Origin of the sequence: Corynebacterium sp., from assembly GCF_030532965.1 — a bacterium.
GTDB lineage: Bacteria > Actinomycetota > Actinomycetes > Mycobacteriales > Mycobacteriaceae > Corynebacterium.
Genome location: NZ_JAUNKC010000029.1, coordinates 16,674 through 42,515, shown reverse-complemented (window position 1 = coordinate 42,515; position 25,842 = coordinate 16,674). Strand labels below are relative to the sequence as shown.

Annotated in this window: 26 protein-coding genes and 1 tRNA gene; 11 read left to right on the top strand and 16 right to left on the bottom strand. The window is 56.8% G+C overall.

All coding sequences use genetic code 11. The features are described 5' to 3' along the window. The 5 genes from Q4D85_RS11910 to Q4D85_RS11890 all read left to right on the top strand — a co-directional run. Positions 1-476: hypothetical protein (locus Q4D85_RS11910; RefSeq protein ID WP_303200688.1), on the top strand; the 476-nt coding region annotated here is incomplete at its 5' end. 8 nt (positions 477-484) lie between these two features. Beyond that, on the top strand, positions 485-1,312 hold the full coding sequence (locus Q4D85_RS11905; protein ID WP_303200686.1) for a hypothetical protein: 828 nt from the start codon (positions 485-487) through the stop codon (positions 1,310-1,312). Positions 1,313-1,328: 16 nt separating this feature from the next. Further along, the gene (locus tag Q4D85_RS11900) at positions 1,329-2,168 is read left to right on the top strand and encodes a hypothetical protein (RefSeq protein WP_303200684.1); all 840 of its coding nucleotides are present in this window, start codon (positions 1,329-1,331) and stop codon (positions 2,166-2,168) included. 24 nt (positions 2,169-2,192) lie between these two features. Beyond that, complete coding sequence (locus tag Q4D85_RS11895) at positions 2,193-3,017, top strand: hypothetical protein (RefSeq protein ID WP_303200682.1); 825 nt, start codon at positions 2,193-2,195, stop codon at positions 3,015-3,017. Positions 3,018-3,117: 100 nt separating this feature from the next. Then, positions 3,118-3,624 (top strand): SMI1/KNR4 family protein, encoded by a 507-nt coding sequence (locus tag Q4D85_RS11890; RefSeq protein ID WP_303200681.1) that lies wholly within the window; start codon positions 3,118-3,120, stop codon positions 3,622-3,624. 41 nt (positions 3,625-3,665) lie between these two features. Here Q4D85_RS11890 and Q4D85_RS11885 read toward each other — a convergent pair whose 3' ends face one another. The 5 genes from Q4D85_RS11885 to Q4D85_RS11865 are packed head-to-tail and all read right to left on the bottom strand — an operon-like array spanning position 3,666 to position 7,073. After that, entirely contained in the window at positions 3,666-3,845 is a 180-nt protein-coding gene (locus Q4D85_RS11885; protein WP_303200680.1) for a hypothetical protein, read from the bottom strand. A gap of 35 nt (positions 3,846-3,880) precedes the next feature. Continuing rightward, positions 3,881-4,423 (bottom strand): hypothetical protein, encoded by a 543-nt coding sequence (locus Q4D85_RS11880; protein WP_303200679.1) that lies wholly within the window; start codon positions 4,421-4,423, stop codon positions 3,881-3,883. A gap of 5 nt (positions 4,424-4,428) precedes the next feature. Continuing rightward, a complete protein-coding gene (locus Q4D85_RS11875) occupies positions 4,429-5,301 on the bottom strand; it encodes a metal ABC transporter permease (RefSeq protein ID WP_303200678.1) in 873 nt (290 codons plus the stop codon). Next, positions 5,302-6,015 (bottom strand): metal ABC transporter ATP-binding protein, encoded by a 714-nt coding sequence (locus tag Q4D85_RS11870; RefSeq protein WP_303200677.1) that lies wholly within the window; start codon positions 6,013-6,015, stop codon positions 5,302-5,304. Continuing rightward, the gene (locus tag Q4D85_RS11865; RefSeq protein ID WP_303200676.1) at positions 6,015-7,073 is read right to left on the bottom strand and encodes a metal ABC transporter solute-binding protein, Zn/Mn family; all 1,059 of its coding nucleotides are present in this window, start codon (positions 7,071-7,073) and stop codon (positions 6,015-6,017) included. The genes Q4D85_RS11870 and Q4D85_RS11865 overlap by 1 nt, the downstream gene beginning before the upstream one ends. Before the next feature lie 114 nt (positions 7,074-7,187). Here Q4D85_RS11865 and Q4D85_RS11860 point away from each other — a divergent pair, with 114 nt between their 5' ends. Continuing rightward, positions 7,188-8,279, top strand: a complete 1,092-nt coding sequence (locus Q4D85_RS11860; RefSeq protein WP_303200691.1) for a substrate-binding domain-containing protein — start codon at positions 7,188-7,190, stop codon at positions 8,277-8,279. Here the strand turns inward: Q4D85_RS11860 and otsB are convergent. The 5 genes from otsB to Q4D85_RS11835 form a co-directional block, all read right to left on the bottom strand. Next, positions 8,240-9,019 (bottom strand): trehalose-phosphatase, encoded by a 780-nt coding sequence (otsB, locus tag Q4D85_RS11855; RefSeq protein ID WP_303200675.1) that lies wholly within the window; start codon positions 9,017-9,019, stop codon positions 8,240-8,242. The genes Q4D85_RS11860 and otsB overlap by 40 nt on opposite strands. A gap of 16 nt (positions 9,020-9,035) precedes the next feature. Continuing rightward, positions 9,036-9,557: a hypothetical protein gene (locus Q4D85_RS11850; RefSeq protein ID WP_303200674.1), complete on the bottom strand. Its 522-nt coding sequence runs from the start codon at positions 9,555-9,557 to the stop codon at positions 9,036-9,038. Next, on the bottom strand, positions 9,550-11,010 hold the full coding sequence (locus tag Q4D85_RS11845) for a trehalose-6-phosphate synthase (RefSeq protein WP_303200673.1): 1,461 nt from the start codon (positions 11,008-11,010) through the stop codon (positions 9,550-9,552). Before Q4D85_RS11845 ends, Q4D85_RS11850 begins: the two co-directional genes overlap by 8 nt. Before the next feature lie 16 nt (positions 11,011-11,026). Beyond that, positions 11,027-11,350, bottom strand: coding sequence for a hypothetical protein (locus tag Q4D85_RS11840; protein WP_303200671.1), 324 nt, complete (start codon positions 11,348-11,350; stop codon positions 11,027-11,029). 89 nt (positions 11,351-11,439) lie between these two features. Further along, entirely contained in the window at positions 11,440-12,858 is a 1,419-nt protein-coding gene (locus Q4D85_RS11835) for a threonine/serine exporter ThrE family protein (RefSeq protein WP_303200669.1), read from the bottom strand. Between the two features lie 173 nt (positions 12,859-13,031). Between Q4D85_RS11835 and Q4D85_RS11830 the strand changes: the two genes are divergently transcribed. Continuing rightward, positions 13,032-13,104 (top strand) — tRNA-Thr (locus Q4D85_RS11830). 543 nt (positions 13,105-13,647) lie between these two features. Here the strand turns inward: Q4D85_RS11830 and Q4D85_RS11825 are convergent. From Q4D85_RS11825 to Q4D85_RS11810, 4 genes are read right to left on the bottom strand one after another with little or no spacing between them, the layout of a single operon-like run. Beyond that, entirely contained in the window at positions 13,648-15,063 is a 1,416-nt protein-coding gene (locus tag Q4D85_RS11825; protein WP_303200667.1) for a threonine/serine exporter ThrE family protein, read from the bottom strand. Positions 15,064-15,075: 12 nt separating this feature from the next. Next, on the bottom strand, positions 15,076-16,425 hold the full coding sequence (locus tag Q4D85_RS11820; protein ID WP_303200666.1) for an MFS transporter: 1,350 nt from the start codon (positions 16,423-16,425) through the stop codon (positions 15,076-15,078). A 42-nt stretch (positions 16,426-16,467) separates the two neighbouring features. Continuing rightward, positions 16,468-17,004, bottom strand: a complete 537-nt coding sequence (locus tag Q4D85_RS11815; protein WP_303200664.1) for a TetR/AcrR family transcriptional regulator — start codon at positions 17,002-17,004, stop codon at positions 16,468-16,470. Then, positions 16,997-18,457: an MFS transporter gene (locus tag Q4D85_RS11810; RefSeq protein WP_303200663.1), complete on the bottom strand. Its 1,461-nt coding sequence runs from the start codon at positions 18,455-18,457 to the stop codon at positions 16,997-16,999. Before Q4D85_RS11810 ends, Q4D85_RS11815 begins: the two co-directional genes overlap by 8 nt. A 175-nt stretch (positions 18,458-18,632) precedes the next feature. On the opposite strand from Q4D85_RS11810, the gene Q4D85_RS11805 reads away from it, so the two are divergent. Together Q4D85_RS11805 and Q4D85_RS11800 are read left to right on the top strand one after the other, a co-directional pair. After that, positions 18,633-19,337: a response regulator transcription factor gene (locus Q4D85_RS11805; protein ID WP_303200662.1), complete on the top strand. Its 705-nt coding sequence runs from the start codon at positions 18,633-18,635 to the stop codon at positions 19,335-19,337. 39 nt (positions 19,338-19,376) lie between these two features. Continuing rightward, positions 19,377-20,825, top strand: coding sequence for a cell wall metabolism sensor histidine kinase WalK (locus Q4D85_RS11800; protein WP_303200661.1), 1,449 nt, complete (start codon positions 19,377-19,379; stop codon positions 20,823-20,825). A gap of 374 nt (positions 20,826-21,199) precedes the next feature. On the opposite strand, the gene Q4D85_RS11795 is transcribed toward Q4D85_RS11800, so the two are convergent. Together Q4D85_RS11795 and Q4D85_RS11790 are read right to left on the bottom strand one after the other, a co-directional pair. Then, positions 21,200-21,751 carry a triacylglycerol lipase gene (locus Q4D85_RS11795; RefSeq protein ID WP_303200659.1) on the bottom strand — a complete coding sequence of 184 codons (552 nt, stop codon included), beginning with the start codon at positions 21,749-21,751 and terminating at the stop codon, positions 21,200-21,202. Between the two features lie 6 nt (positions 21,752-21,757). Further along, a complete protein-coding gene (locus Q4D85_RS11790; protein ID WP_303200658.1) occupies positions 21,758-22,186 on the bottom strand; it encodes an HIT family protein in 429 nt (142 codons plus the stop codon). 106 nt (positions 22,187-22,292) lie between these two features. Between Q4D85_RS11790 and purD the strand changes: the two genes are divergently transcribed. Both purD and Q4D85_RS11780 read left to right on the top strand, forming a co-directional pair. Next, a complete protein-coding gene (purD, locus tag Q4D85_RS11785; protein WP_303200656.1) occupies positions 22,293-23,561 on the top strand; it encodes a phosphoribosylamine--glycine ligase in 1,269 nt (422 codons plus the stop codon). Positions 23,562-24,126: 565 nt separating this feature from the next. Beyond that, positions 24,127-25,794, top strand: coding sequence for an Ig-like domain-containing protein (locus tag Q4D85_RS11780; protein WP_303200654.1), 1,668 nt, complete (start codon positions 24,127-24,129; stop codon positions 25,792-25,794). The last annotated feature ends 48 nt before the right edge of the window (positions 25,795-25,842 follow it).

The following is a 25,842-nucleotide window of genomic DNA, read 5'->3' as shown; positions in this document are numbered from 1 at the left end:
TGTATAACCGGTACCGGTACTACCAACCAGAAGCCGGAATCTATAACGCCCAAGACCCACTCGGGATAAGCCCGAACATAGCAACACCCCAAGGCTACGTCACCAACCCAACCGTTCTCATCGACTACTACGGGCTCCAAGGATGTCCAAAAGCATCCAAACCATTCGATTCCTGTGATGATGCATTGGAATATCTCAAATCCATACATGGAGGGAAGGACGCAAATCGATATAAGGTTTTCGAGGTAGCAAATGAAGAAATTGTGGAAGAAGCTTGGAAAACATTAAAGCAAGGACATGAAATTCTACCTCGTCCAGGCAGCAGCAAATTTGAAATACATTATTTTAAAATGTCGGATGAGGCTGAAGTTCAGCGCCGCTCTGGTAGCCGATCCGGGGGCGTAACCCTAGATATTTTCCGAAAAATCAACGGTACAGTAACAGAAAAATTTAAACTGCATGTCAAAAATCATTAAGGATAAATATGGCTATTGATTCGCTTTTCTTTCCGACGTTCCATGCTGATATTTCGTTGTTTGATACAGGGGTTTCTCGATTCGAGAATGATCCGTATTTTTACACTGTGCGTATGGAGTGGGCTGGGGTTGAGTATGTCCTGGTGATGGAGGAGGACGATAAGATTCCTGGGTTTTACCCTGAGTTGCGGTTCACCATTGTTGATGGTGTGGTGTTGGAGATTTCGTTGCGGTGGGAAACACATTTTTCGGCTATTGATGGGGTCGCATTGACTGATGCTGACGAGTTTGTGGACGCATGGAATGACAGATTCGATGGTGATTTGCACGTTGAAGGTGGTAATCAGATTTGGAATGCGGATTACTCGGTTGTACTGACGAATAGTCGGCCGACCATTTCGTCGCAGGTTTGGGATACTGTGACGTGGTTTAATCCTGCTGTACCGTCGCCGAAGCGTTCGGTGGAGAATTTTCCGCCTGGTGAATTTGATGATCCGAGGATTGTGCAGTGGTATTTGGATGAGTGGTTGTGGGATGATCTCCGGCGATTATGGTCGGTGTCGTTGGGGCCCTGGGTGTGTGGGTGGCCTGGTGTTCGTGTCAGGTGGCCGGATATAGCTTCGGATGATCAGCAATGGTTAGAAGCATTACTTGCGGTGGTCGGGTTTATTTATGCTGATGGTCGGTTTGAACTTTATAATGTGGACACCGATGAGACGTGGACCACGTTGGAACAATTCACCGAAGGGACGCGATCATATATCGAGTCTGGTGATATCGAGGGAATTAAATTATGTATATTCGGTTACCCGACCGCTTTACAACTGCAACCATAGATTGAGGAAATTACACATGACTATTGATGCTATTTTCTTTCCGACGTTGCAAGTGGATTCGTCGCTATTTGTTCCTGGTTTTGCTCGTTTTGAGGATGATCCTTATTTCCGGGTGACGCGGTTTGTGTCGGGTGGGGTTGAGTATGTGTTGGTGACAGAGCGGGTTGCGGAGTTGTGGTGGTTGTCGCCGCAGCTTAGGTGGCGGCTTGCGGGTAATCGTGTGCTTGATGTGGCGCTGCGGTGGGAGACAATCGGGGGAGGCAGAGACTTTGGGGTGAGAGATGATGAGACTTTTTCGTGGATTGATGGGTTTGATGTTGTTGAACCTGTCCAGTTTGTTTCGCAGTGGAATGAGAGATTTGGTGGGGATTTTCGTGCTGAGGCTGATAAGCAGGTGTGGAATGCGGATAATTCCGTGTCGGTGACTGGAAGTGTGGGTATTGATCCGCAGTGGCCGCGTAATACTGTGACGTGGTTTAATCCTGAGGTGGAGTCGAACCGCCGTGATCCGCGCTATTTCCGCTCTGGTGAGTGGGATGACCCGGCTATGGTGGAACGGTATTTGGAGGACTGCGTGTGGGGACAGTTGGCAACAGGCATGCCGCAGTCGTTGTATGAGGTGGGGTTGGCGTGGCCGCAAATTACAAAGGTGTGGCCGGAAATAGCCGATGATGTTGGGCAGCAGCAAGAGGTGTTGTTGGCGGTGGTTGGTTTCATTTACGCCGACGGTAGGTTTACTGTGACGGATGGTCGTACCGGTAAGTTGGTGGGTTCACCTGAAGCGGCAACCGCGTTGATCCAAACAGCTGATTGGGTAGAGGTGGCGAAGAACCTACGGGTGTCGCTAGTCGCTTAATCCCTTGTTCACGGAAGAAACTATATGCCTTCAACCATCTCGTTTGACCCGAGTTTCCTTCTGTCGCTGGATTTCGGTGACATAGATTTTTCTCGCTTTGAAGTCGACGCGAGTTTTGATGTTAAACGGGTGTTTACTCAAGAAATTGATCATGTGCTGGTTATGCCCAATAGATCAGATACGTGGAATTATCCTGAATCCCGGTGGACAATTGTCAACGGCAGAATAACTGAAATGACTCTCCGCTGGGATGAACCATTCATAACAGTTGATGGCATTGTGCTTGATGATTCTGCCCAGTTTGTTCAGGATTGGAACCGGACTTTTGAAAATCAACTTCGGTTCGAAAACGGAGAACAAATATGGCGGACCGATGCCCCTATTGTTTTAGCCACAGATGTTAGACAGGTTCTGGATGATTATTGGTGCCAGGTGACATATTTCAACCCGGGGATAGAATCACACCGGAATTCGCCTGCGTATTTTGCACCTGGTTCGTTTGATTCACCGCAGGTTATTGAGCGTTTTCTTGATGACTGTTTGTGGGCTGACTTGCGCAATCAGTGGTCAAGAAATCTTATGGGCTGGTTGTATCTGTGGCCACACGTGGATGTTTACTGGCCCGAAATGCAGACTAATAAAGACCAGTGGTTGGAAGCGCTTGATGCGGTGATGGGCTATGTGTTTGCTGATGGTCGGTTTGAGGTTTATGACAGTTCAACGGATGAGTCGATCACTACGGTGGATCGGTTCATGGAAGCTACGCGTAAGTTTCGGGAAGAACGTGACATCGAAGCGATTCAGCTTTTCTTCTTTATATCTGTTGCCGCGCTTGAATTGCGGCCATAGGTGAGTGGGGGGTCAGTACAATTGCTGCTGTCGTCTTGTTTGTTGAATAGAGAACAGTAGTTCTTTTTAGCCATAATTAGCATCTATGAAAGGCCCCTGCGTGACCGAGAAATTTTCATGGGATGATGTTTTTATTCGTACTGGTAAGCCGTGTGATTCGGTGCGGCTTGCGGAGATTGAGCGTCGGATTGGGTGTGTGCTGCCGGAGACGTATCGCCAGATTGTTATGGGGTGCGGTGGGGGATTGATTCGCGGCGGAATCAATCGGATTCGTGAAGATGATGAGCTTGGCTGCATGGTTAAAACTTTGTATGGCAATGGCCAGCCGACTGATGAATACGATGACCATAGCTTGGACAAGTTGTGTCTACCACTGATGGAATCCTGGGAGATGCCCCAATGGGGGTTCTTCGTGGGTGAAGCGGATGGTGAGATTCATACTCCGATTCTGTTGAATCTTACTCACCCGATGTATCCGCCAGGGGCGTTGGTGTGTGTTGATTTGGAGGTTGAGGAAGAGGTTCTTATCGCCGAGTCTTTTGATGCGTTGTGGCAGGTTATTCAGCGCAATGTGGAGAAGGCGCGGGCGGATACAACCGGATTTTAAGCCATGACGATCGCGGAGGGGTTCCTAAAACCCGAATGGGCCTATGTGTACGCGAACCCGAAAAACTCGGCGATAATTTTGGCCGCGTGAACCTGGGTGCAGGCGGGGCCCAGAAGCGGTGAGGTGATGCAGTCCGGGCCGGGCACCACGTGGCCGACGCCGCTGAGCGGGTGGAAGGTGATCGAGTCGGGGGAGCCGTTGCGGTCTGCGTAATATGCCACGGTTTCGGGGGCGGAGAGTACTAAACCGCGCGATGTTATGTCGCGGGTGAGTCCGACAATCCCGCCGTCGAAAGGCGAGATGGGTCGGCGGTGCCGTGCATGATAAGGAGGTCGGTGGCCACCCAGTTGGTGGCGGTGGGCAAGAAATTGTCTGCCACTGGTTGGGTCGCCGCGATCACGGCTGCTTTGGATAGCAGACCGGGGGCTTCATGGAGGAGCCGAAAGATCATGTGTCCGCCGTTGGAGAATCCTGCTGCTAGTACCCGGGTGGGTTGGAATGAGCCGACTAGTTCGGTGAGGAATCCCACGTCGTCGGTTTCTAATTCCCGGGTCTTTTCTTTTAAGTGCACCCGCCCGTCATTCCAGTGTCGTGCCACCCCTTCCGGGTAGAGGACGGTGACCCCGGCTGTGGTGTAGGCGTCGAAAAGCGAGCGGGTGAAGCGGCGGGTGACCGGGGTGGACTGCATGGAGCCGTGTAACCAGAGAAAAACCTCGCCGCTGGGGTGGGCTGGTGAAACGATCCCGTAGCGACGAGTAACACCTGCGGTGGTGCGGAAATCCCGCATGTGAAATGCCATGACTATTAGCTATATTCCGCAATCCGGTTGGCCGCAACTTCGTCCTTGGTTGCGCGTTTTAGACGGCGCCAGCCGATAAACCGGCACACAAGGTAAATGCCGAAGCTGATGGTGGTTACCAAGACAGATACCGGCAAACCGGGCGCTAAAGACAACACTAAACCGCCAACCGCAGACACTAATGCGAATATCAGCGACAGCACCACGGCCATTCCGGGCGAATTGGTGACTTGCACCGCCGCAGCGCCCGGGGTGATCAGAAGCGCCATGACCAGCAACGCGCCGACAATCTGCACCGACTGGGAGGCGCTTAAGCCCACCAAAACCGCGAAAAGCAGGGCGTAGCCGCGCACGTTAATGCCAGCGGCGGCGGCAAGCACCGGGTCGGCGGAGGCAAACAGCAGGGGCCGCCATAACACCGCTATGATGCCGACCACCAGGACCGTAACCCCGGCCAGAATCCATACCGAGGTGGAGCGCACCCCGACGATCTGCCCGGTGAGCAACGAAAACGCGGAATTGGAATTGCCGGGGTAGAGGTGGATAAACAGCACCGACAGCCCCAAGCCGAAGCTCATAACAACCCCGACTGCGCTGTCTTGCTGTTTGAGCCCTAATAGCCCCAACACCACTGCGGCGACGACCGCGCCCAACACTGCGCCGATGCTGATATTAAAACTAAACAGCAGCGCGGCGGCCGCCCCCATCAACGCCAGTTCCGACGTGGCGTGGACCGAAAACGACATTTGCCGCAGCACGATCAGGGGCGCGATAACCCCCGATAGCACCCCAAGCAACGCCGCCGCGATGAGCGATTGTTGGACGAAATCCACCCCGAGCAAATACTGGGTGTCTGAGAAAAAGGATGATGTATTCACCTACACAACCACCAATCGGTCGCCCACCCGAACCACTTCAACCTTCGCCCCGTAGAGCGCCGAGAGGGTCTGAGAATTCATAACATCCGACACGGCACCGATGGTGTGCCCATTCGGCCCGAAATACAAAACTCGGGTGACGTGTTGCAGCACCGGATTAATGCTGTGGGTGACAAACAAAACGGCGGTATTCTTAGCCGCCTGGCGTTTGGCCAGCACGTCGACCATGCGTTGCTGCATGCCCATATCGAGGCTCAGCAGCGGCTCATCGCAGAGCAATAATTCCGGGTCGTTCGCCAGCGCTTGAGCTTGGCGCACCAATTGCTGCTGCCCGCCCGAGAGCGTGCCGACCCGACGGTTCGCAATTCCGGTGGCGCCGACATACTCCAGGAGCTTTTCGACGTCACCCCGCAGCGCACCGGACCTACGCCGCCGGAATACTCGGTGCTCCAGCGACAACGACACCAAATCCTTAGCCCGAAGCGGCAAATCCTCCGGGAACATGCGCTGTTGGGGGATATACCCAATCCGGCCGGAAACCGAAATGGAACCCGCGCTTAAGTCCCGCGTGCCGAGGATCGCGTGGAGCAGGGTGGATTTCCCCACCCCATTGGGCCCTAGGACGGCAATAAAATCGCCTGGGTGAATATCAAGATTTAGCCCCGACCATAGCGGGTCGATGGCGGCGTCACGGATGCTGAGCAAACAAGACACTAGTTTTTTGCTGCCTTCTTCGCTGCTTCCTCCACCCGGTCGATGGCCTCGGTGATGAAGTCGATCACCGATTCACCCTCAGCAGGGGTTTCATAAACCTCCACCACCGCAATGCCTTTGTGCTCGGCTGCTGCCCGAATCCGTTCGGTGACATCGGTCTTGGTCTGCGGGTTGTAGACTAAAACATCCAGCTTGCCGGAGTCGATGAGCTCCATGAACGCCGCTACCTCGCTGGCAGCTGGTTCGCGTTCCGCCAAGGTGGCGGTGCGGTAGTCTGCGGGGGTTACCTCAGTCATCGGGCTGTGGGACAGCAGGTGATCCGCGATTGGTTCAGTCTGGGCCACGGTCACCTCCGGCAGGTGGTGCACTCGCTCATGCAGAGCGGCGAGTTGGGTGACGAAGTCTTTCGCATCGGCGGGTTTGGTCTTATTTGAGGTATTAATCCGCTTTGCTATTTCCTTCGCCACATCGGATACCGCGATGGTGTCGTACCAGATGTGTTCATTGGATTCGATGCCCGGCCATTCCTTATGCCCGTGATCGTGGTTGTGCGTGTGATCGTGGCCGTGCTCGCCGTGGTCATGGCTGTGATCGTGCTGTTCCTCGGTTCCGTGGTCATGCCCATGTTCATGATCGTGACCGTGGTCGTGGTCGTGCGCGGTCAGATCGAGGGCGTGGACGACCTTGTCCTTATCCACGGATTCGTAGAGCCAGGCGTCGTAGCCGCCCCCGCCTACCACGACGATGTCTGCTTCCTTCGCGCGGGCGATGTCCTGGGCGGTGGGTTCAAAGTGGTGTGGGTCCACGGTGTTGCCCTGAATAATGGAGGTCACCGAAATCTTGTCGGCTTCACCGGTGGAATCGGCGACCGTTTGGGCCACGTCGCCCCAAATGGAGGTGGAGGCGACGATGGAAATATCCGCAGTTGTTGCGGCGGATTGGTCGGTCGTCGTGGTGCCAGGGGTGCTGTCGGTGCCGGAGCAAGCGGCAACCACGAATGCGGAACTGGCGAATACCAGTGCTGACATTGACTTTTTGAAAGTTGTTAACGAAGCCATATCTGCAATGATCCAGTTATAGGGAACCGTTGTCAATTGAAAATTTAATGAAAAAGCTAGCCGATGAGCGTGAAACGACAGATTTTATCCGGCCATTCGGCTAGGGTGACGGGCATGCCGAAACGCAATTCCCGCAAGACATCCTTGGCGTCGCTAGCAGAAGAGCTGGGGATTTCGCGCACCACCGTTTCCAACGCCTATAACCACCCAGAGCAGCTGTCCGCAACGTTACGCGAACGCATTTTAGAAACCGCGGAACGGATGGGATACCCAGGGCCCGATCCGGCGGCGCGTTCGCTTCGTATGCGCAAGGTCGGCAGCATCGGGGTGCTTCTTACGGAACATTTGACCTATGCATTCGAGGACATGGCATCGGTGGATTTCCTCGCGGGCATGGCGGAGGCGTCGATAGGCTCCCAGAACACCCTCACCCTGGTGCCAGCCGGGCCGACCAATGTTAATCCGGCGGCGGCGCTGCAATTGGTTAATTCCGCGGTGGTGGACGGCTTCGTCGTCTATTCGGTTGCCCACAATGATCCCTATCTGGAGGCGGCCTACACCCGGGGGCTGCCCACAGTCGTGTGCGATCAGCCCGCCACCGACACCCGGTTCCCGTTCGTCGGCATTGATGATTATTCCGCCATAGCCCCCGCCGCCCAGGCGCTTGTTGATGCAGGTCACCGCCGCATTGGCATTCTGTGTATTAGGCTTTCGCCCGAGGCCAATAATGGGCACGTCAGCCCGGAGCGGCTCGACAATGCGCAACACCACGTCCAGCAGGCGCGGGTGCGCGGCGCATTGGCGGTGTTTGCCCAGGCTGGAATCGAGCCGGAATCGGTGCCGATCATCGAACGTCACATCAATAACCCGGAAAATAACGTGGCGGCGGCGCGGGAATTATTGGAAGCCCACCCAGACCTCACCGCCATTTTGTGCACCACAGACACGATGGCGCTTGGGGTGCTTAACTTTGCGACGGCTCAGGGGCTGCGGGTTCCACAAGACTTATCCGTCACCGGTTTCGACGGCATCACGGAAGCCCTATTGCGTGACCTCACGACCGTCATCCAACCCAATAAGGAAAAGGGGGCCTGCGCAGGGCGGGTGCTGGCGCGGATTATCGCCGGTGAGGATTACCCCGAACGCACCCTATTGCCGGTGGAATTTCACTCCGGTTCGACCGTCGCCCCACCTAAACCCAGGTGAGTGCGGCGCAGGCGCACCAGCTCGGCTAGAAACTCAGCTACGGCCGGAATATCGTCAACCCGTACCCGGGCGTGGGTCGTGCCGGGGCCAACTTTCACCGACAGATCCGTGCCCGCCAATACCGCAAAACCGTCTTCGTCGGTAGCATCGTCGCCGATGAAGACGATGCCGGAAGGGCGTAGTTCCTTTCGGGCGGCGGCTATCCAGCTGCCCTTTGTCACGGTGGAGACGGAAGCCTCCACGATGAATTTCCCCGGTTTCAGGTGCACCCCCGGAAGTGAAACCTCGCACGCCTTATCGTAAATCGCCTGGGCTTGTTCTTTATCTTTAGCGGCAATGACGTGCAGCACCCGGTGATAGGGCTTGTATTCCACAAACGCCCCGTCGACGTCCTTCGCCAACTCTTCAAACTGCTGCGTTACCAGCTCAAGGGCTTCGCGCTGCGCATCGGTTAATTCCGCCGTCCCGATAGTCGATTCCGCCCCGTGGGAGCCCGCCAAAATAAACTCGTCGTCAAAACCCGATACGGTGCGCAACCCTTCGATGTGCCGACCCGATAGAATCGCCACCTCGGTGCGCGGGAGCGTCGTCAAGCTTCGTAGCGCAGCCACCGCGCCCTGATTAATCGGAACGTCGTACATGTCGGTGGAAAACCCGGCGAGGGTTCCATCGAAATCCGAAACAACCAGCAGGTAATCGGTGGTGGCCAGGGGATAAAGCTCATCGGTGCGGAAGGTCATAGCCTAACCGTACCCGTTACGATTGCGAGCTGACCAGCCGTACCGCAGGTTGCTCCAGGAACTGCGCCTGCGGGTCGCTGCTGCGTACCGTGAGCACCACCTCATGATCCGACGGTTTGGTCACGCTGTATTCGCTGGCCTTAAAAAACTCCACCATCGCATCATGGATAAACCGGGCATGGCCGGAACAATTTTCCTCGTTGACCTCATCAAACTCGATGCTGTCGACCCGTAAAATATCCGCCTTTACCTCGGTCGCCGGATCGCCCGGCGCGCTGGATTTCTCGCTGGCATCTTGGTAAAAACTCACGATCCCCTGCAACGGCACACACCCGGTGAAACCACTGATGGTGGTATTGCCAAAATTGATGCTGACCAGCCCGGCGATGGAATCCGGCACCGTTGACGGATACTCCGGCGAGGTATAAACGTCAGCCACCTGCCAGGAGGTATTGCTCAGCGGGCTTTCAACACCGCAACCAGCCAAAACCGCCACGCATAACCCTATAGCGCCAACTGCCCGAAGCTTGTTACGCATCCGCATCTCCATTGTCCGCATCGCCTGCCGAATACAGGCATTCCAAAAACGCATCCGCCCACACGTTGACGTCGTGACTAATCACCTGGTCGTGCAGCTGCAACATGCGGCTGCGGGCAGTATCCGGGTCGGCTTCCAACGCGCGAATCGCGTGGAGGATCTGTCGCTTCACCGACTCAATATCAAACGGATTGCACAGATACGCCTGCTGTAGCTCTTCCGCCGCGCCGGCAAATTCACTTAACACAATGGCACCTGATCCATCTGAGTGGCAGGCCACGTATTCCTTCGCCACCAAGTTCATGCCGTCTTTGTAAGGGGTGACCAGCATGACATCCGCCGCGCTATAAAGCTCAACCAGCCGCGACTTCGGCACCGCCACGTGGTGGTAGCTGACCACAGGTTTGCCTAATTTGCCGAACCGTCCGTTGATCCTTCCGACTGCTTCTTCTACTTCGCGCCGGGTTTCTTGGTAGTGATCGATGCGTTCCCGCGATGGGGTGGCGATCTGGAGGAATACCGTATTGGTGTCGATGGCCTCTAACTCGTGGAGTTCTTCCAACGCACGTAACCGTTGCAGTATGCCCTTGGTGTAATCGAGCCGGTCCACACCCAGAATCAGCAGGTCTGGGTTGTCCAATTCCGCACGCACCGCAGCAATATCGATGTCTTTATTTAAAAATGGGCTGGGGTCGATGGAGATAGGAAACGCGCCGACCCCCACGCGACGGCCGTCGGAGGTGGTGATAAAGGCGGTTACGTCCCTGACCGACACGGTGCCGGATACCGAGCTTCCGGATAGTTGCTCGGCCACGTCGAGGAAGTTTCGGGCGTTGGATTCCAAGTGGAAGCCGATAAGATCCGCCCCTAACACACCCCGCAGCAGCTCTTCCCGCCAGGGAAGTTGCCGGAATAGATCGGGGGCGGGGAACGGAATGTGAAGGAAGAACCCAATGGTGAGGTCGGGGCGGATTTGCTGCAAAATGCCGGGCAATAATTGCAGCTGGTAATCCTGAATCCATACAGTGGCACCTTCGGCGGCCACTGTGGAAACCTCAACGGCGAATTTTTGGTTTACCTCCCGGTATGCTTCCCACCATTCCCGGTGGTAGCGGGGGTGAACGATGAGGTCGTGGTACAGCGGCCATAACGTCGCATTGGAAAAACCCTCATAGAATCCCTCGAAGTCCGCCTCGCTTAAGGTGACCGGGTGTAGTAGCACGCCGGTTTCGGTGCGAAACGGCTCGGGTGCGTCGCCGATGGTTCCCGGCCAGCCAACCCAGCATCCGCGGTGTTGTTCCAAAACGGGGCTTAGCGCGGTGACCAAACCGCCGGGGCTGGGGGTCCAGGTGTGATTTCCATCTGCGTCGATGGTTAAATCCACCGGAAGTCGATTAGCCACCACCACGAAATCGTTGGTGGTGTAATCACTTTCGACGGCGGAAGTATTCACGGTGTTATTACCTTATTTAAGCTTTCTTGGCGGCCTTGGTTGCTTTTTTCGTAGTCTTCTTAGTGGTTTTCTTGGTGGTCTTTTTTGCCGTCGACTTCTTAGTGGTCTTTTTGGCCTTCTTGGCGGTCTTCTTCGGTGCGGTGGCTTCTTCATGCTCCGCCGAGACTTTCCGGTACGACAAACCCTCTGGTTCGACTCCCAGCATGCACATCAGGGTGACGCCGTCAAAGAAATCCTCCGCATACGATGCCACAACGCGGCGGGCTGCCGCTGCGGTTTCCGCCTCTACAGCGTGCAATGATTCGGCGGGGGTACGGGTGTCAGTGACCTTTGGTGGCAAGGTCGCCTCCTTTAAACACGAAGAATACAATAACGGTGCAAATCCATAATTCTACGCTATTTTGGCCCACATGGGAACAAACGCGGATGCTATGGGCGTCGAAAAGCGCGGTAGAAGTTAAGCCGCGGCGGACGCCTGAGCAATCGGGCCAACCATTCGCCCAACACCACCCCGGCTGCGAGCGCCGAGGCGATCGACAACGCCACCGCCATGTTGGTAAACCCCACCAGCATCTGCTCATTAAGCGCCGCGTACATGCCCCGGTAGATCGCCAGCCCCGGCAGCAGCGGGGTAATGCCGCTGATTGCCGTCATCAGCGGCGGAATCAGATAACGCCGCGCCAGCAAACCACCCGCGAAACCGATGACCGTCGCCGCGATCGCCGTCGCCGTAATCACAGACATATTGGTCGGCAGCAGCACCAGATAATATATCCCCGCGCCGACCCCCGCCGTGAACCCCGCGACGATCACCGACGAAACTTCCGCGTAGCAGGCTACCGCGAAGCTTATCGACGCCACCACGCCCGCAGCCACCCGCACCGTCGAAGTGGAGAAATTCGGGGACAATAGCACCGGCTCCAACGGCGGCAGCGTCATGCCCAGCAAACCCGACACCTGAATCCCGATACCCACCCCGGCAACAATGGCGCTGGTTAACAGCAGTGTTTCGAAGAACCTGGCGCTGGCAGTAACCGGCGCGCCGGTAATCCCGTCCTGTAACGACTGCACCAGGGTCAAACCGGCCAGCATCACCACGATCCCCGCCGCAATGATATGCGACGGTGCGATCACGATCCCCGCCTTGGTTGCCCAGCTAAACACCATGCTGGCTGGGACCGTTGCGATGAAACCGCCGAAAATGTTTTGGAAAAACGGCGGCAGGCGATGCTTACTCAGCAACGTATTGCACACAATGATCGCTATGCCGATGATGAACGACACCAACGCCACCAACAGGCCACCGCCGAGCATCACCGACACCGCCGCCGCGAATACACCCCAACCCACCAGCGATGTTTTGAAACCATAGGTTGCTGGCGAGCGGTACAAACCATCTAAAATCTTCTCCGCCAATTCCGGCGGCGTGGCACCCGCTTGGATGGAGCGGATAAGGCGGTCCACCTCGCTTAACTTGGAGAAATCCGTCCGCATGTGGCTGACCACCCGAAACACGCTTACCGGAGTTTTCTTCTCCGTTCCCACCGTGCTGAAAATCGTGATCGTATTCAACGTGATGTCCACGTGCGCATAGTGCAAGCCGTAGGCTGAGGCCACCGCTTGGATCTGGGCAACCGTATCCCTATTGGCGGTACCAGACGATAACAAAATATCCCCAATGCGCGCGGCGACATCCATCACACCGGCCACTTGTTCCGGGCTGGTCAGGTCGACCGGCGCCAGTGGGGACGGCGGTGGTGCTGCTTTCACCGCGTCGATGGTTGCTATCCGGCCGTGGTGCTGGGGCCAGATATTCCATTGCCGCAGCAGGTCTCTTAGTGTTTTCACCGCACACACCAATCATCGCGCCAGGGGTTTGTCATTGCTTCTGCAACACATTACCGTCTCAGCACAACCTGCACACATACCGCACCGCATAAGCCCGGATTGTTCCCAATTGGATTATGCGCGGAGTTTTAGTACTATTCTCCACGTGCATTAAACACATGTTTCTTGCATGTGCTGGAGTGGCGCAATCGGTAGCGCAACGGTCTTGTAAACCGTAGGTTGCGAGTTCAAGTCTCGTCTCCAGCTCATAAAACAAATGGTCGCAGGCGTAACGCTTGTGGCCATTTTCCTTTCTCACCCAACAAATTCCTCGAGCCCTGGCTCCCTCCATGTGTGCTGCGATCCTTGCGTCCACGGGTGCTTTTCGGTGCCCCTCACATAGGTTTCGCAGCACACCGTTGCCAGTCCCATCTTTTGCCGCGTGAACTTGCATTACTTGTGTGCTGCGAAGTTGGTTCCACGGGGTGCTTTTCGACGCCTCTCACGCAGGTTTCGCAGCACACACATCTTGATGCGGTTTCCCTGGTTAGCTGAGTGCTGCGATCCCTGTTTTTTAGGCCGGATAACCAAGGGAGAAAATCTAAGTTCGCAGCACACCGATTAGGTTCCGTATCTCCGGGTGGCGTTGGGTTTTTCGGCTGTTGGCTGTGTGCTGCGAAGTCAGTTTTGCGGGGTGCTTTTCGACGCCGCTCACGCAGGTTTCGCAGCACACTGCAGCACACCTAAGCACACCGCAGCGCAAATCTCTGAAAAAGTTCGCCAACAGGAGAAAACGCAGATGGGGTGGTGTCAGTTGAAGAATCCAGAGGAGCTGCCCATGATGCGGGCGAGTTGCTTGTAGCTGGCCAGGCCGCGGGGGCGGCGGATCTTTCGGGCGATCCACTCGCCAAACACCACGCCAGCCGAAAGCGCAGTCGCGGTGGCCAGCGCCAGCGTGAGATTGGCGAAGCCGACCAGTACTTGGTCGTGCAACACACCATACATGCCCCGGTAGATTGCCAGGCCGGGAAGAAGTGGGGTGACCCCAGCAATTGTGACGATCAGCGGCGGGATATGGAACCGGCGCGCCAGCAGGCCACCGAGTAAGCCGATGAAGACGGCGGTGACGGCTATTGCGGAAATGCCATCAAGCACGGTTGGTTGCAGGGCGAAGTAGTAGAGGCTGGAGCCAGCCAAGGCGGTGAGCCCCGAGACCGCGACGGATGGCCATTCGGCGTAGCAGGCGCGGGCGAAGGCGGCGGAGGCGAGTGCGCCGCCGAGCACCCGGATGGAGTTGGATGCGAAGTTGGGGACCGCGACGGTTTCCATGGGTGGTAGCGGCATGTTTAAAGCATTGGATAATTCGATGCCGATGCCGACCCCGGCGACGATTCCGCAGGTGATGATGATCGTGTCGAAAAATCGGGCGTTGCCGGTCACCGGCGCGAAGGTGACTCCGTTTTGGATGGCCTGCACGAGTGTGAGCCCGGCCAGCATGGCAACGATGGAGGTGCCGATGACCATGCTGGGGCGCAGGATCAGCCCGTAATCAGTGCCGATGTGGTACGCCAGGGCGGCCAGCACCGCCGCGAAGATGCCACCGGCGACGTTTTGGAAAAACACCGGCAACCGGAGTCGCCCCAGGAGTGCGCCGAGCGCGATGATGGCGGCGGCAGCCAGCATGGATAGCAGGGATACCGCAAGGTCGCCACCGAGCAGCACGGATACCGCGCCGCCCATGCAGGCCCAGGCGGTAATGACCCCGGTTAAGCTTATCGACGCTTCAGCGTTGCTGATGGCATGGAGGCGTCGTTGGGCGTCGGCAAGTGAGGCGTGCCCGGTGTGAATGTCGCGGATGAGGGAATCAACTTGGCGGAGTTTTTTAAAATCTTGGGCCTGGGCGGGGATGACCCGGATGACGTTGACGGGGTCGCGCGGATTATTGTCAACTCGGGCGAAGAGTCGGATGCGGCTGTGGGTGAGGTCGACGTGACAGTCCCACAGGCCGAAGGATTCGGTGATTGCTTTGACGTGTTCAGCGGCGTCGGAATTGGTGGAACCGGCGCAGATGAGTATTTCGCCGATGTGCCCGGCGACGTCCAAGACGGCGGCGATTTCGCTGTGGTCGTTGAGGTCGAGCGGGGCGAGTGGGCTGAGCGGCGGCGCGGCCGCCACGTCGATGGTGGCGGTTGCTGGGGTGGTGGTTCGGCGCCGAAACAGCTTCATAGTTGTGTGAGTTTAAACCATTGTGGTGTCTACTTTGTGGGGCTGGCGGACGAAAACCAAAACTGCGGCACCGGCGAGCAAAATCAGGGCGATGCCGAAGATTCCGGCGCGGTCGCCGCCAAACAGGATTGCAAAGATGGAAAACGCGATGGGTGCCATCCAGCTGACGGCGCGGCCGGTGGTGGCGTACAGCCCGAACATTTGCCCCTCGTGGCCAGCTGGTGCCATGCGCGAGAGGTAGGTGCGAGACGATGATTGGGCGGGGCCGACGAAGAGGGTGAGGATGAGTCCGAAGATCCAGAAGTTGGTGGGGCCCTCCACAAAGTACAGGATGAAACAGTCGATCACCATGGCGGTGAGGGCGCCGAGGATGACCGGTTTCGGGCCGATGAGGTCGTCGAGGTAGCCGCAGATGACCGCGCCGAGGGCGGAGATGAGGTTGGCGGCTACGCCGAAGATGAGTACATCGCCGGGGCTGAGCCCGTAGACGCTGACGGCGAGGACGGCGCCGAAGGTGAATACGCCCGCTAGCCCGTCGCGGAAGATTGCGGAGGAGATGAGGAAGAACACGGCGGAGCGGTCTTTTTTCCATAAGGCAACGAGGGTGCGCACGAGTTCTTTGTAGGAGTCCACGACGCCGCCGGTTTTAATAGCAGGGTTGGGGAGAACTTCCGGCACGCGGAACATGGTGGGGAGGGCGAACAGTAGGAACCACAAGGCGGCAAGGACTGCGGTGAGTCGGATGTTGAATCCGCCTTCGGTGCTTAAACCTAATAGGCCGCCGTCGTTGTTAATCATGCCGAAATAGCAGATCAACAGGAGGAAGATTCCGCCGAAGTAGCCGAGTGCCCAGCCGAAGCCGCTGACTCGGCCGACGTTTTCCTCGGTGGATACCTGGTTGAGCATGGCAAAGTAGCTGACTTCTGCTAGCTCGTAGGTGACGGAGCCAAGCGCCAGCAGGCTGATGCCGATCCAGAAGTACATGGGGTCGTCGTTGCGGATGAAATACAACGCCAGCATGATGAGGAACGTGATTACGGTCCAGCGGCGCACGCTGCGGCGGCGGGTGCCGCGGGCGTCGGATCGTTGGCCGACCACGGGGGCGATCAGCGCGATCAGGACGCCGCCCACCCCGATGGCGAATCCGAGCCAAGTGGTGGGGGAAAACCGGGAGTCGATGGTTGTGCCGACGGAGTCCGTCAGGTAGACGGAGAACACAAAGGTGATGAGTACCGCATTGAAAGCCGCTGAACCCATGTCCCACAGTGCCCACGCGATGACAGTTTTCTTGTCAGTGCGCTGGCTGTGGGCAAGCAGCTCTTCACCGGTGAGGGGTTGTGTTGTCAGCACAGATTGAGTCATGAAGAACACTCTAATCTGTGCGCAGTTAAGAATTGAAGTGGGTTAGTGTGGGGGCACACATTCGTCGTAAAGCGAAAGGGCGGAGGAAACTAACGCGGCGCGTTGCTGCTTAGTTAAGACGAAGCCGTTGACATGGTCGTGAACCCACAACCCATCGGCGATAACGTTGAGTAAATACAGTCGGGGGGTGTGGGCTATTGTTTCTTCCGACACCGACCAGCGTCGCATCACATCAAGCCAAGGTTCCTGCATCGTGGGGTCGCCTACCGTATCAAGCGCCAGGCGTAAATCCGCCAGGGTTGCCGATTGGGACATGACGATGAAGCTTGCCCGCACCCGGGTGCGTTCGTCGACCTCCTCAGCGGTGCCGCCCGCGGCCGCGATCATTTCCTGCTCCCAGGTGTGCGCCAGCTGTTCGTGCATCGCGCGCAGCAGTGCATCGCGGGAGGGAAAATGGTAGATCAGCCCAGATTTGCTTAAGCCGGTTGCGGCGGCGAGGGATTCATAAGTGAGGCAGTTAAGCCCGTGCTTTTCGACGATCTCAATGGCCGATTCAATCAACAATGCTCGTTTACTCATGCGCATATTCCGGCTCCTTCGGATTTCCTGCCAATAATACGGCCGTAACTGCGGCGGCAACCAGCGCCACCACACCCACGATGGCAAGCACCACCATGTAGGCGGTGTCAAAAGCATGATGGGCAGCCGACGCATGGATCGGGTGGTTCAGGCCGGCTTCGAAGTTCTCGGCAACCTCCGCCGGGGCGAAATAGGCATAGAGGGCAGGCAGCAAGGATCCAAGAACCGCCACCGTTAGTAGCGTGCCGAATTCATAGGAGACTTCCTCCACCGCAGAGGCCATACCGGCGCGCCGGGCGGGTGCGGAACCGATGATGGCGGTGGAGGTTACGGACATCACCAGCCCGCCACCTGCGCCGAGGGCGATCATGCCCACCACAAAGAGGGAAAACGCTTCCGCGTGTGCACCCCACACGGCGATGGCGGCACCGGTTGCCATGACGATAAAACCACCGGAGATTAGTGGGCGAAACCCCACCCGGTGCAGGGTTGCCCCGCCCAGAATGGAGGTGGGAAATGCGGCCAGGGCGGCGGTTGCGGTCAGTAGCCCTGCTTCAAGGGGGCTGAATCCGACGGAGAGTTGGAACCGTTGGGTTGTCATCAGCTCGCTACCGGCGAGGACGAACATAGCTAGACCTGCTCCCAGCACGCCCGCACTGAACACCGGGTTGGTGAAAACATCCACGCTGAGGATCGGCTCGGGCAGGAGTTTTTGCCGCTGGGAGAATAAAACGCCACCGATGACGATCAACGCTACGGAGATGCCAAGCACACTAGTGATGCCGGAATTGGTGATCTCCTTGATAAAAACCACGATGCCGACCATCGCGATCATCGCCCACAATGAGGAGAGGAAATCCCAATGCCGATCGGGTTGAGCGATATTAGCGGGCGCGAGCGCAAAGGTTGCGCTTAACGCTACGGCCACCACGGGAACGTTGATTAAGAACACCGAGCCCCACCAGTAGTGCTCCAAAAGGAAACCGCCGATCACCGGGCCGGACGCCGCACCTAAAGTGGCAACGGAGCCCCAAATGCCAATCGCGGTGTTGCGCTCCCGGATGTCGGTAAACGTTAACCGAAGCAACGCCAACGTAGCGGGCATCATGGTTGCCGCACCGGCCCCTAACAGGGCGCGTGCGGCAATGAGAAGTTCCGGGGTAGGGGAGAATGCCGCACCCAAGGAGGCAAGCCCGAAGATGATTAAGCCAATTTCAAACATGCGCCGGTGGCCGATTTTATCCCCCAGGGTGCCGGTCCCGAGAAGCAGGCCAGCGAGAACCAGCGGGTAGGCATTGATGATCCACAGGCCGGAGACCTCACTGGTGTGAAGTTCGCTGCGCAACGTGGGAAGTGCGGTGTAGAGGATGGAATTATCCACACCGATCATGAACAGACCGAGGGAGATGATTCCTAAAAACAGCCACCGGCGGGTGGTGGACAATTGACTCATGCCAGCAAACTATACCGAACGAACGTTACAGTTTGAAAATATGGTGTTCACAGCCTATTGCCAGTGATCAAGCAGTACTCCTCCAGAACAATCCGCTTAACTCATAACTGCCGCAACCGCATTCGGGGATCGTCGAAAAGCACACAACCCCATGGATTAAGGAACAATAAGAGGTATGAAGGAAAATACCACCCGTGTCCTCGTCGTCGACGACGAGCCCAATATCGTCGAACTACTCACCGTCAGCCTCAAATTTCAAGGCTTCGAAGTAGCAACCGCAACCTCAGGAATGAAAGCACTTGAAGTAGCCAAAGACTTCAACCCCGACGCATTCATCCTGGACGTCATGATGCCCGGCATGGACGGCTTCGAATTACTGCCGAAACTACGGGCACTCGGCTTCGACGGACCGGTTCTTTTTCTCACCGCCAAAGACGCCGTCGAACACCGCATCCACGGGCTGACCATCGGCGCCGACGACTACGTAACAAAACCATTCTCCCTCGAAGAAGTAATCACACGGCTGCGAGTCATCCTGCGGCGTGGCGCCCAAGTGGAACAAGTCGCCGACGACTCCGCAATCCTGTCCTACGCCGACCTCGAACTTAACGACGACACCCACGAAGTCACCAAAAACGGCGAAGTGGTGGAACTGTCCCCCACCGAATTCAACCTCCTGCGCTACCTCATGCTCAACGCGGAAGTGGTGCTATCCAAGGCCAAAATCCTCGACAACGTGTGGCACTACGACTTCGGCGGCGACGGAAACGTCGTCGAATCCTACATCTCCTACCTGCGGCGCAAAATCGACACCGGCGACGTCCCCCTCATCCACACCGTCCGTGGTGTCGGCTATGTTCTGCGCAAACCCCGCTCCTAACCATCGCACCTCCCCGCAAACCAGAAAGCGTCACCGCCTGTGAGCACCATCTCCGATACAGCCGAACCCGCACCAGAGAAGCGGCGAAAAGGCGTAACCCGAGCCCCCCGGGAACACCGCGCCGGGCTGCCGCTGAGATCCGGGTTGGTTTTCGTCACCGTCATCGTCGCTGCGATGGGACTTTTGGCCAGCGCCATCGGTATCCAACAAACCATGTACGACGTGACCTTTTCGCGGGTGGACGAAGAACTGCAAAAAGGCCTGAACACCTGGGCAAAACAAGACGAACTTTTTCAAGAGGACTTCGCCAAAGACTTCGTTTTACCCTCAGAGTTTTTCGTCTACCGGCACTACGCCGACGGCAGCTACACCGCCATCAATGCAGGCGGCGGTGGCCCCGATTTACCCGACATCAGGCAGGTGTATTTCACCACCGAACCGCAAATCATCACCAGCATTGACCCGAAGCAATCATCGAGCCAATGGCGGGTGGTGGCCGATACCTACAAAGACTCCATCATCGTGGTGGGCAAACGCATCGACCACGAGCATTTGCTGCTGCGCAGGCTGGCAATGGGGCAACTTATCATCGGTCTGATCGTGGTGCTGCTCATCGGGGTGGTCAGCTACTTCATTATCCGCCATACTCTGCGGCCACTGCGCGCGGTTGAGGAAACCGCAAAAGCCATCGCCACCGGCGACCTTGACCGTCGCGCCCCCGTGCTGCCGGAAAACACGGAAGTCGGCGCACTATCCCGGTCGATCAACGTGATGCTGGAACAGCTCCAAAGCCTCATCGTGGAGTTGCAAGCCAAAGAAACCCAAATGCGAAGATTCGTCGGCGACGCTTCCCACGAGCTGCGAACCCCCCTGACCAGCCTTAAAGGATACGCTGAGCTTTATCGTTCCGGCGCCACCGACAACGTCGGCATGGTCATTGAGAAAATCGAGGAAGAAGCGGGCCGAATGGGGTTGCTTGTCGAGGATCTATTAAGCCTCACCCGCTGCGAAGAAGCCCGCTTCGAACAAGCCCCAGTGGACATGCTGGAAGTCGGGTTGGCGGTCACCAGGTCGTTGCGCGGCGCGTACCCGGATCGCCACATCGACGTGGTGAATAACGCCGCCGAAGCCCCCACCGTCACCGGCGATGCCGCCCGGCTCCACCAAGTGCTTACCAATCTGGTGGTCAATGCGCTCAAACACGGCGGTGAGGAAGCCGACGTTAAGGTCGTCGTGGACACCTCCGAAACGGAAGTGATCTTAGACGTCATCGACAACGGAATCGGCATGTCCGAAGAGGACGCCGCCCACATCTTCGAAAGGTTCTACCGGGCCGACACCTCCCGCACCCGGGCAACCGGCGGCTCCGGCTTGGGCCTTGCCATCGTGAAATCCATCGTGGAATCCCACAACGGGACCGTCACCGTTGATACGACACTAGGCGAAGGGACCACCTTCACCCTGCGGCTGCCCAAACGCGCCAGCTAGCACCGCTATTTGCCTGTGCTGCGCGTGTGAAAGACGGGTCCCTTTTTCGGAGTGCGCCAAGGCAAGTTCGCAGCACACACGTGAAGAGTGGGTTATTGCTGGTTGCGGGGTAGGTTGTTGTGTGCTGCGAAAGCTGATTTGAGGGTTGCTTTTCGACGCACCACACGCACCGATCGCAGCACACACGTGAAGAGTGGATTATTGCTGGTTGCGGGGTAGACGTTGTGTGCTGCGTTGTTGAGGAATTGGGGTGGTTTTTGCGGTTGTAATTGCAATGTTCGCAGCACACAGGGGAAGGGCGGGGTGCGGTTAGAGATTCAAGGCGACGAGGACCGGGTCGGTGAGTTGGGGCAGGAGTTCGTGGCGCACGCCGGTTATTCGGTGGGCACATACCGGTCAGCGTCGGAGACTATCGAGACGATGCGGGTGGTTGGGGGAAGCGTGACTGGTAGTAATTCTGGCTGGAAAAGGTCGCGGAAAACCGGGCCAGCGACTGCGGCGGTGATGGAGGTGACTAGGCGGCGTCGAAAAGCGGAGGCGGTGGGGTAGGGGATGCCGCGAAAACACGCGCCCAGCCCCACCAATGTTGTTACTAGTGTTGGTCGGGCGCAGGCGATGCGGAGCCCCAGCAGGCCGCCAGCGGAATGTCCCACGATCGCAATGCGGGAAAGCCCATGCTGGTTGACGTAAGTATCGATGGTGGTCAGGAGCTCAGGAAGGGACTGGTCGAGCCGATTCGTCCCCCGATTACCGTAGGCCGGGGCGAACACCGGCACGCCCCGGTCGATGAGTGCAGCGGCGGGCGCGGCGAAATTCCCCGGTGAGGCGATCGCGCCGTGGATGAATACCACCGGGGTTTCGGCAGGTTGCGGTGGCCGAGAGACAGGAAACGTCCCCCGGCTTGGCAATAAAGTAACGAGCGGCACTAGGTGTTAGCCGCGGCTAAACCCGGCGTCGTCGGTGTTTAACGCGGCGCGTATTTTAGCGGCCGCTTCGTCCATCAATGCCGGGTCGGTGGCGGACATTGCCATGGCGTTGCTGAAATCGTAGTCGGACATCTGCGAGGTCGGGAACACGTGGATATGGGTGTGGGGCACGTCGAAACCGGCGATGATGTATCCCGCGCGGGGGCTGGAAAACGCCGAAATCACGGCCTGGCCGACGCGTTGCGCGACGTCATTGAGCTTGAGCCACACGTCGGGGGCCAAATCGGTCCACCGGTCGACCTCAGCGACAGGAACCACCAAGGTGTGGCCGTAGGCGAGCGGTTCGATGGTTAAAAAAGCGACGACCTCATCATCGCGATAGACAAACCGACCTGGTAGTTCGCCAGCGATAATTTTGCTAAAAACACTACTCATGGTTTCTTAGCCTACCGATACTCACTGTCGCTGGTGGGCTATTGCGTGCGGGGCTGGTTGGGCGGGTAATGAAGGTTGCGAATCGGACACGATACAATAAGCAACCATGCGCATTCTTCTCATCGGTTCGGGCGCCCGTGAACACGCCCTAGCACTTGGTTTAGCAGCAGACCCCGCAGTCACAGAATTGCATGTCGCCCCCGGAAACGTAGGTATCGGCGAAATCGCCACCATCTACCCGGACAAAACCGCGGTTGATAATCCAGATGAGATGCTGGAGTTAGCACAGAGCATCAAAGCTGATCTTGTCGTGATCGGTCCGGAGATTCCACTGGTAGCGGGCGTTGCGGACGTGTTGCGTGCTCATGGTTTCGCGGTATTCGGCCCGAACAAAGACGCCGCCCGTATCGAGGGATCCAAGGCCTTCGCCAAGGACGTCATGGCGGCCGCCGGGGTGAAAACCGCACACGCTGAACAGGTGGTGCCTGGTGCAACAGAGGCGGATATTGATGCCGCGCTTGACCGCTTCGGCCCCAATTTCGTGGTGAAGGATGACGGTTTGGCTGGCGGCAAGGGTGTGGTTGTGACGACCGATCGCGCCGCCGCCCGTGCGCACATGGAGGCTGTGCTGGCCGCCGGTAATCCGGTGTTGCTGGAAAGTTTCCTGGACGGCCCTGAGGTGTCGCTGTTTTGCCTGGTTGATGGCGAAACTGTCGTGCCGCTGTTGCCTGCGCAGGACCATAAGCGGGTGGGCGATAATGATGAGGGCCCCAATACTGGTGGCATGGGGGCATACTGCCCGTTGCCGTGGTTGCCGGAGGATGGGGTGCAGCGCATCGTTGATGAAGTGTGCGTGCCGGTGGCGAAAGAAATGGTGGCGCGCGGTTGTTCCTATTCCGGTTTGCTGTATGCGGGCTTGGCGTGGGGTGCGGACGGCCCGGCGGTAGTGGAGTTTAACTGCCGCTTCGGTGATCCTGAAACCCAGGCGGTTTTGGCGTTGCTCAAGACTCCACTGGCCACGTTGTTGCATGCCGTTGCGACCGGAACGCTGGCGCAGCAGCCACCGTTGGAATGGGAGGACGGTTTTGCCGTCACCGTTGTTTTGGCCGCGCACAATTATCCTGATACCCCGCGGGTCGGCGACGACATCACTGGTGCCGAATCTTCGCAGGTCCGGCACGCTGGCACGGCGCGCTCGGCTACCGGGGCGCTGGTGTCGGCGGGGGGCCGAGTGCTCAACGTAGTTGGTACTGGGCCTACGCTTTTCGACGCCCGCAACTCGGCGTATTCCGTTTTGTCACAGATTGCACTAGCTGGCGGTCATTACCGCTCGGACATCGCGCTTCCTGCGGTTGAAGGCACAATTAGCATCTAACTTCCGTGGTTTCCCAGCCCCGGTTTTTCAGGTATCTACGGCTTTGCTTAGCCATAATGAATGCCCGAAAAACCGGGGTTTGTGTGTAATGGTGAAATGAGGGAGTGTTAATCATCAATTTCCTGGGGAAATGCGGAACTTGGAAATGTTCCTGAGTAAAAAACCGAAATTTTCACATATTGCATACTGGTGAATATATTTCGCACAATCGAAATTGTGCACCTGATTTTTTAATACGTTGCGCTTAATCGAATACTCAAAATGATTGTGGATAAAGAATCGTCGGGAGAAACCTTAACGCGAAACTTAATAACTTATTATTATTGCTCCAAATAGGGGTAGACGTTAGGGGAGGGTTGAGGGTGGGAGAGGGCGCATCCTGTGAAAGCAAAAACGCTGTATCCTGCAACGAGGTTATATCGAGAAGGTTTTAAGCGAATTTTGGGATAGTTTAATAAACTTGCAATCGTTGTTGTCGGAAAATACGCTTGTTAAACTTCAAGAAAACGTTATTAATCTAGCGGTTATGTTGTCATGTTTCCGCTAAGTGAAGGGAGGAAGCTCTATGATGAATGCTGCTCGTATTCGGAAATCAGCAACAGCCATCGTTGCGGCTGTTGCTGTTTTATTTAGCGGCCATCTGACCGTGCCGGCCTACGCTGATACTGCAGATATCAACATCACGAACGTGACCGTTCGAAATGAGACGCTAAAGGAAACCGACCCAAATGCAACTCTTAGGCAATGGGATAAGGCGACTTTTGCAGCGGATTGGGATGCTCCAAACGGAGTTAAAGCAGGCGACACATTCACCGTGAAGTACCCTGACGGCTTCAAGCTTTTTGCGGCTCAGGATTTCAATCTTGAGGGTAAGAACGGTGAAGTCGGCGGCAAGTGCAAGGTTGTTCCTGCCGAGACTCAGATTGAATGTACGTTCAATGAGGCCTTCGTTGGACGCGACGATGTTCGCGGCACCCTGTACAGCACCCTTCAGGCAACTGAAGCACGCAAGTCTCGTGAAGTCGAGCTCTCCATCAACGGCAATCGCACCATCTCCGCTGAGCTTCCGGGCAACGGTGACGGCGTAACCCCAGATGATAACGGCGTTCCAGGTGACTTTGAAAAGTGGGGTTGGTACGACGATGACGGCAAGCACGCTGTCTGGGTTATCAACTTGCCAGGCGAATTGCTAGTCGGCAAGGATCGTCTCACCGTTGAAGACTCCTTCACCAGTGAAAGCTACCCACACAAGTTCACCAACTGCGATGGACAGTGTGAGGTCTACCTTGATTCTTACAAGGCCATCAAAGATGGCGATAACATCAAGATTGGTGACCACGTAGGGTACATCGGCACTGGTATCCAGAACATCCAGCGCACCGACAACTCCCTGAAGTTCGACATCGTAGAGCCTTACGGTGGTTGGGACGAGAACCTTTACTACCGCGTCTACTACCGGACCATCACCGCTGATGGTAACTTCGCTCCTCAGGGCAAGAAGACCACCAACAACGCTCGCATCAACGGCAACGAAACCACCGCAACCATTGAGCGCACCGAGATCAGTGGCGGCACCATCCAGGGTGTTGACCGTCAGTCCTTCGCAGTGAAGAAGGTTCTTGCGGATTCCATGGACAAGAGCATCATTCCGCAGAACACCAAGTTCACCATTCAGGCGAAGTACAACGATGGTTCTGCTGAAAAGACCGAAAAGATCCAGGTTGGTCTTGACGGAAACCTGGTTGCTGGTGGTGTGAAGCTGCGCAAGGGCACCAAGGTTACCTTGACTGAGGTTGACCTGCCAGAGATTGAAGGTGTTACCTTCGGTGATCCGGAATTCGCACCGCTGAAGGAAAACGATCCTAACGTTGAGATTTCCGCTGACAAGAAGTCCGCTGTTATCACCATCATCAATGAAGACAACGTTGGCGTTAAGGTTACCAATATCGCCCAGAAGGATTCCTCCGGTGGTGGAATTGGTAACGGCAGCTCAGGCTCCAGCGACAACAAGAACCTGTGGTGGCTGTTGCTTCTGGTTCCGCTGATCGGTGGTCTGGTTGCACTTCTGGCTAACCAGTTCCCGAACCTCGGCAAACTGTTGCCACCACTTGGTGAGCAGCCTAAGGGTCCAAACAACCCACAGGGTCCAACCAAGGACAGCAACAACCCAACCCCACCACTTGGTGAGCAGCCTGCTCCTCCTTCAAAGGACCTCGGCCCTAAGAAGAAGTAATTAGGCATCTGATCTAATACGAAACGCTTCCGGCAATTGATGAAAGTC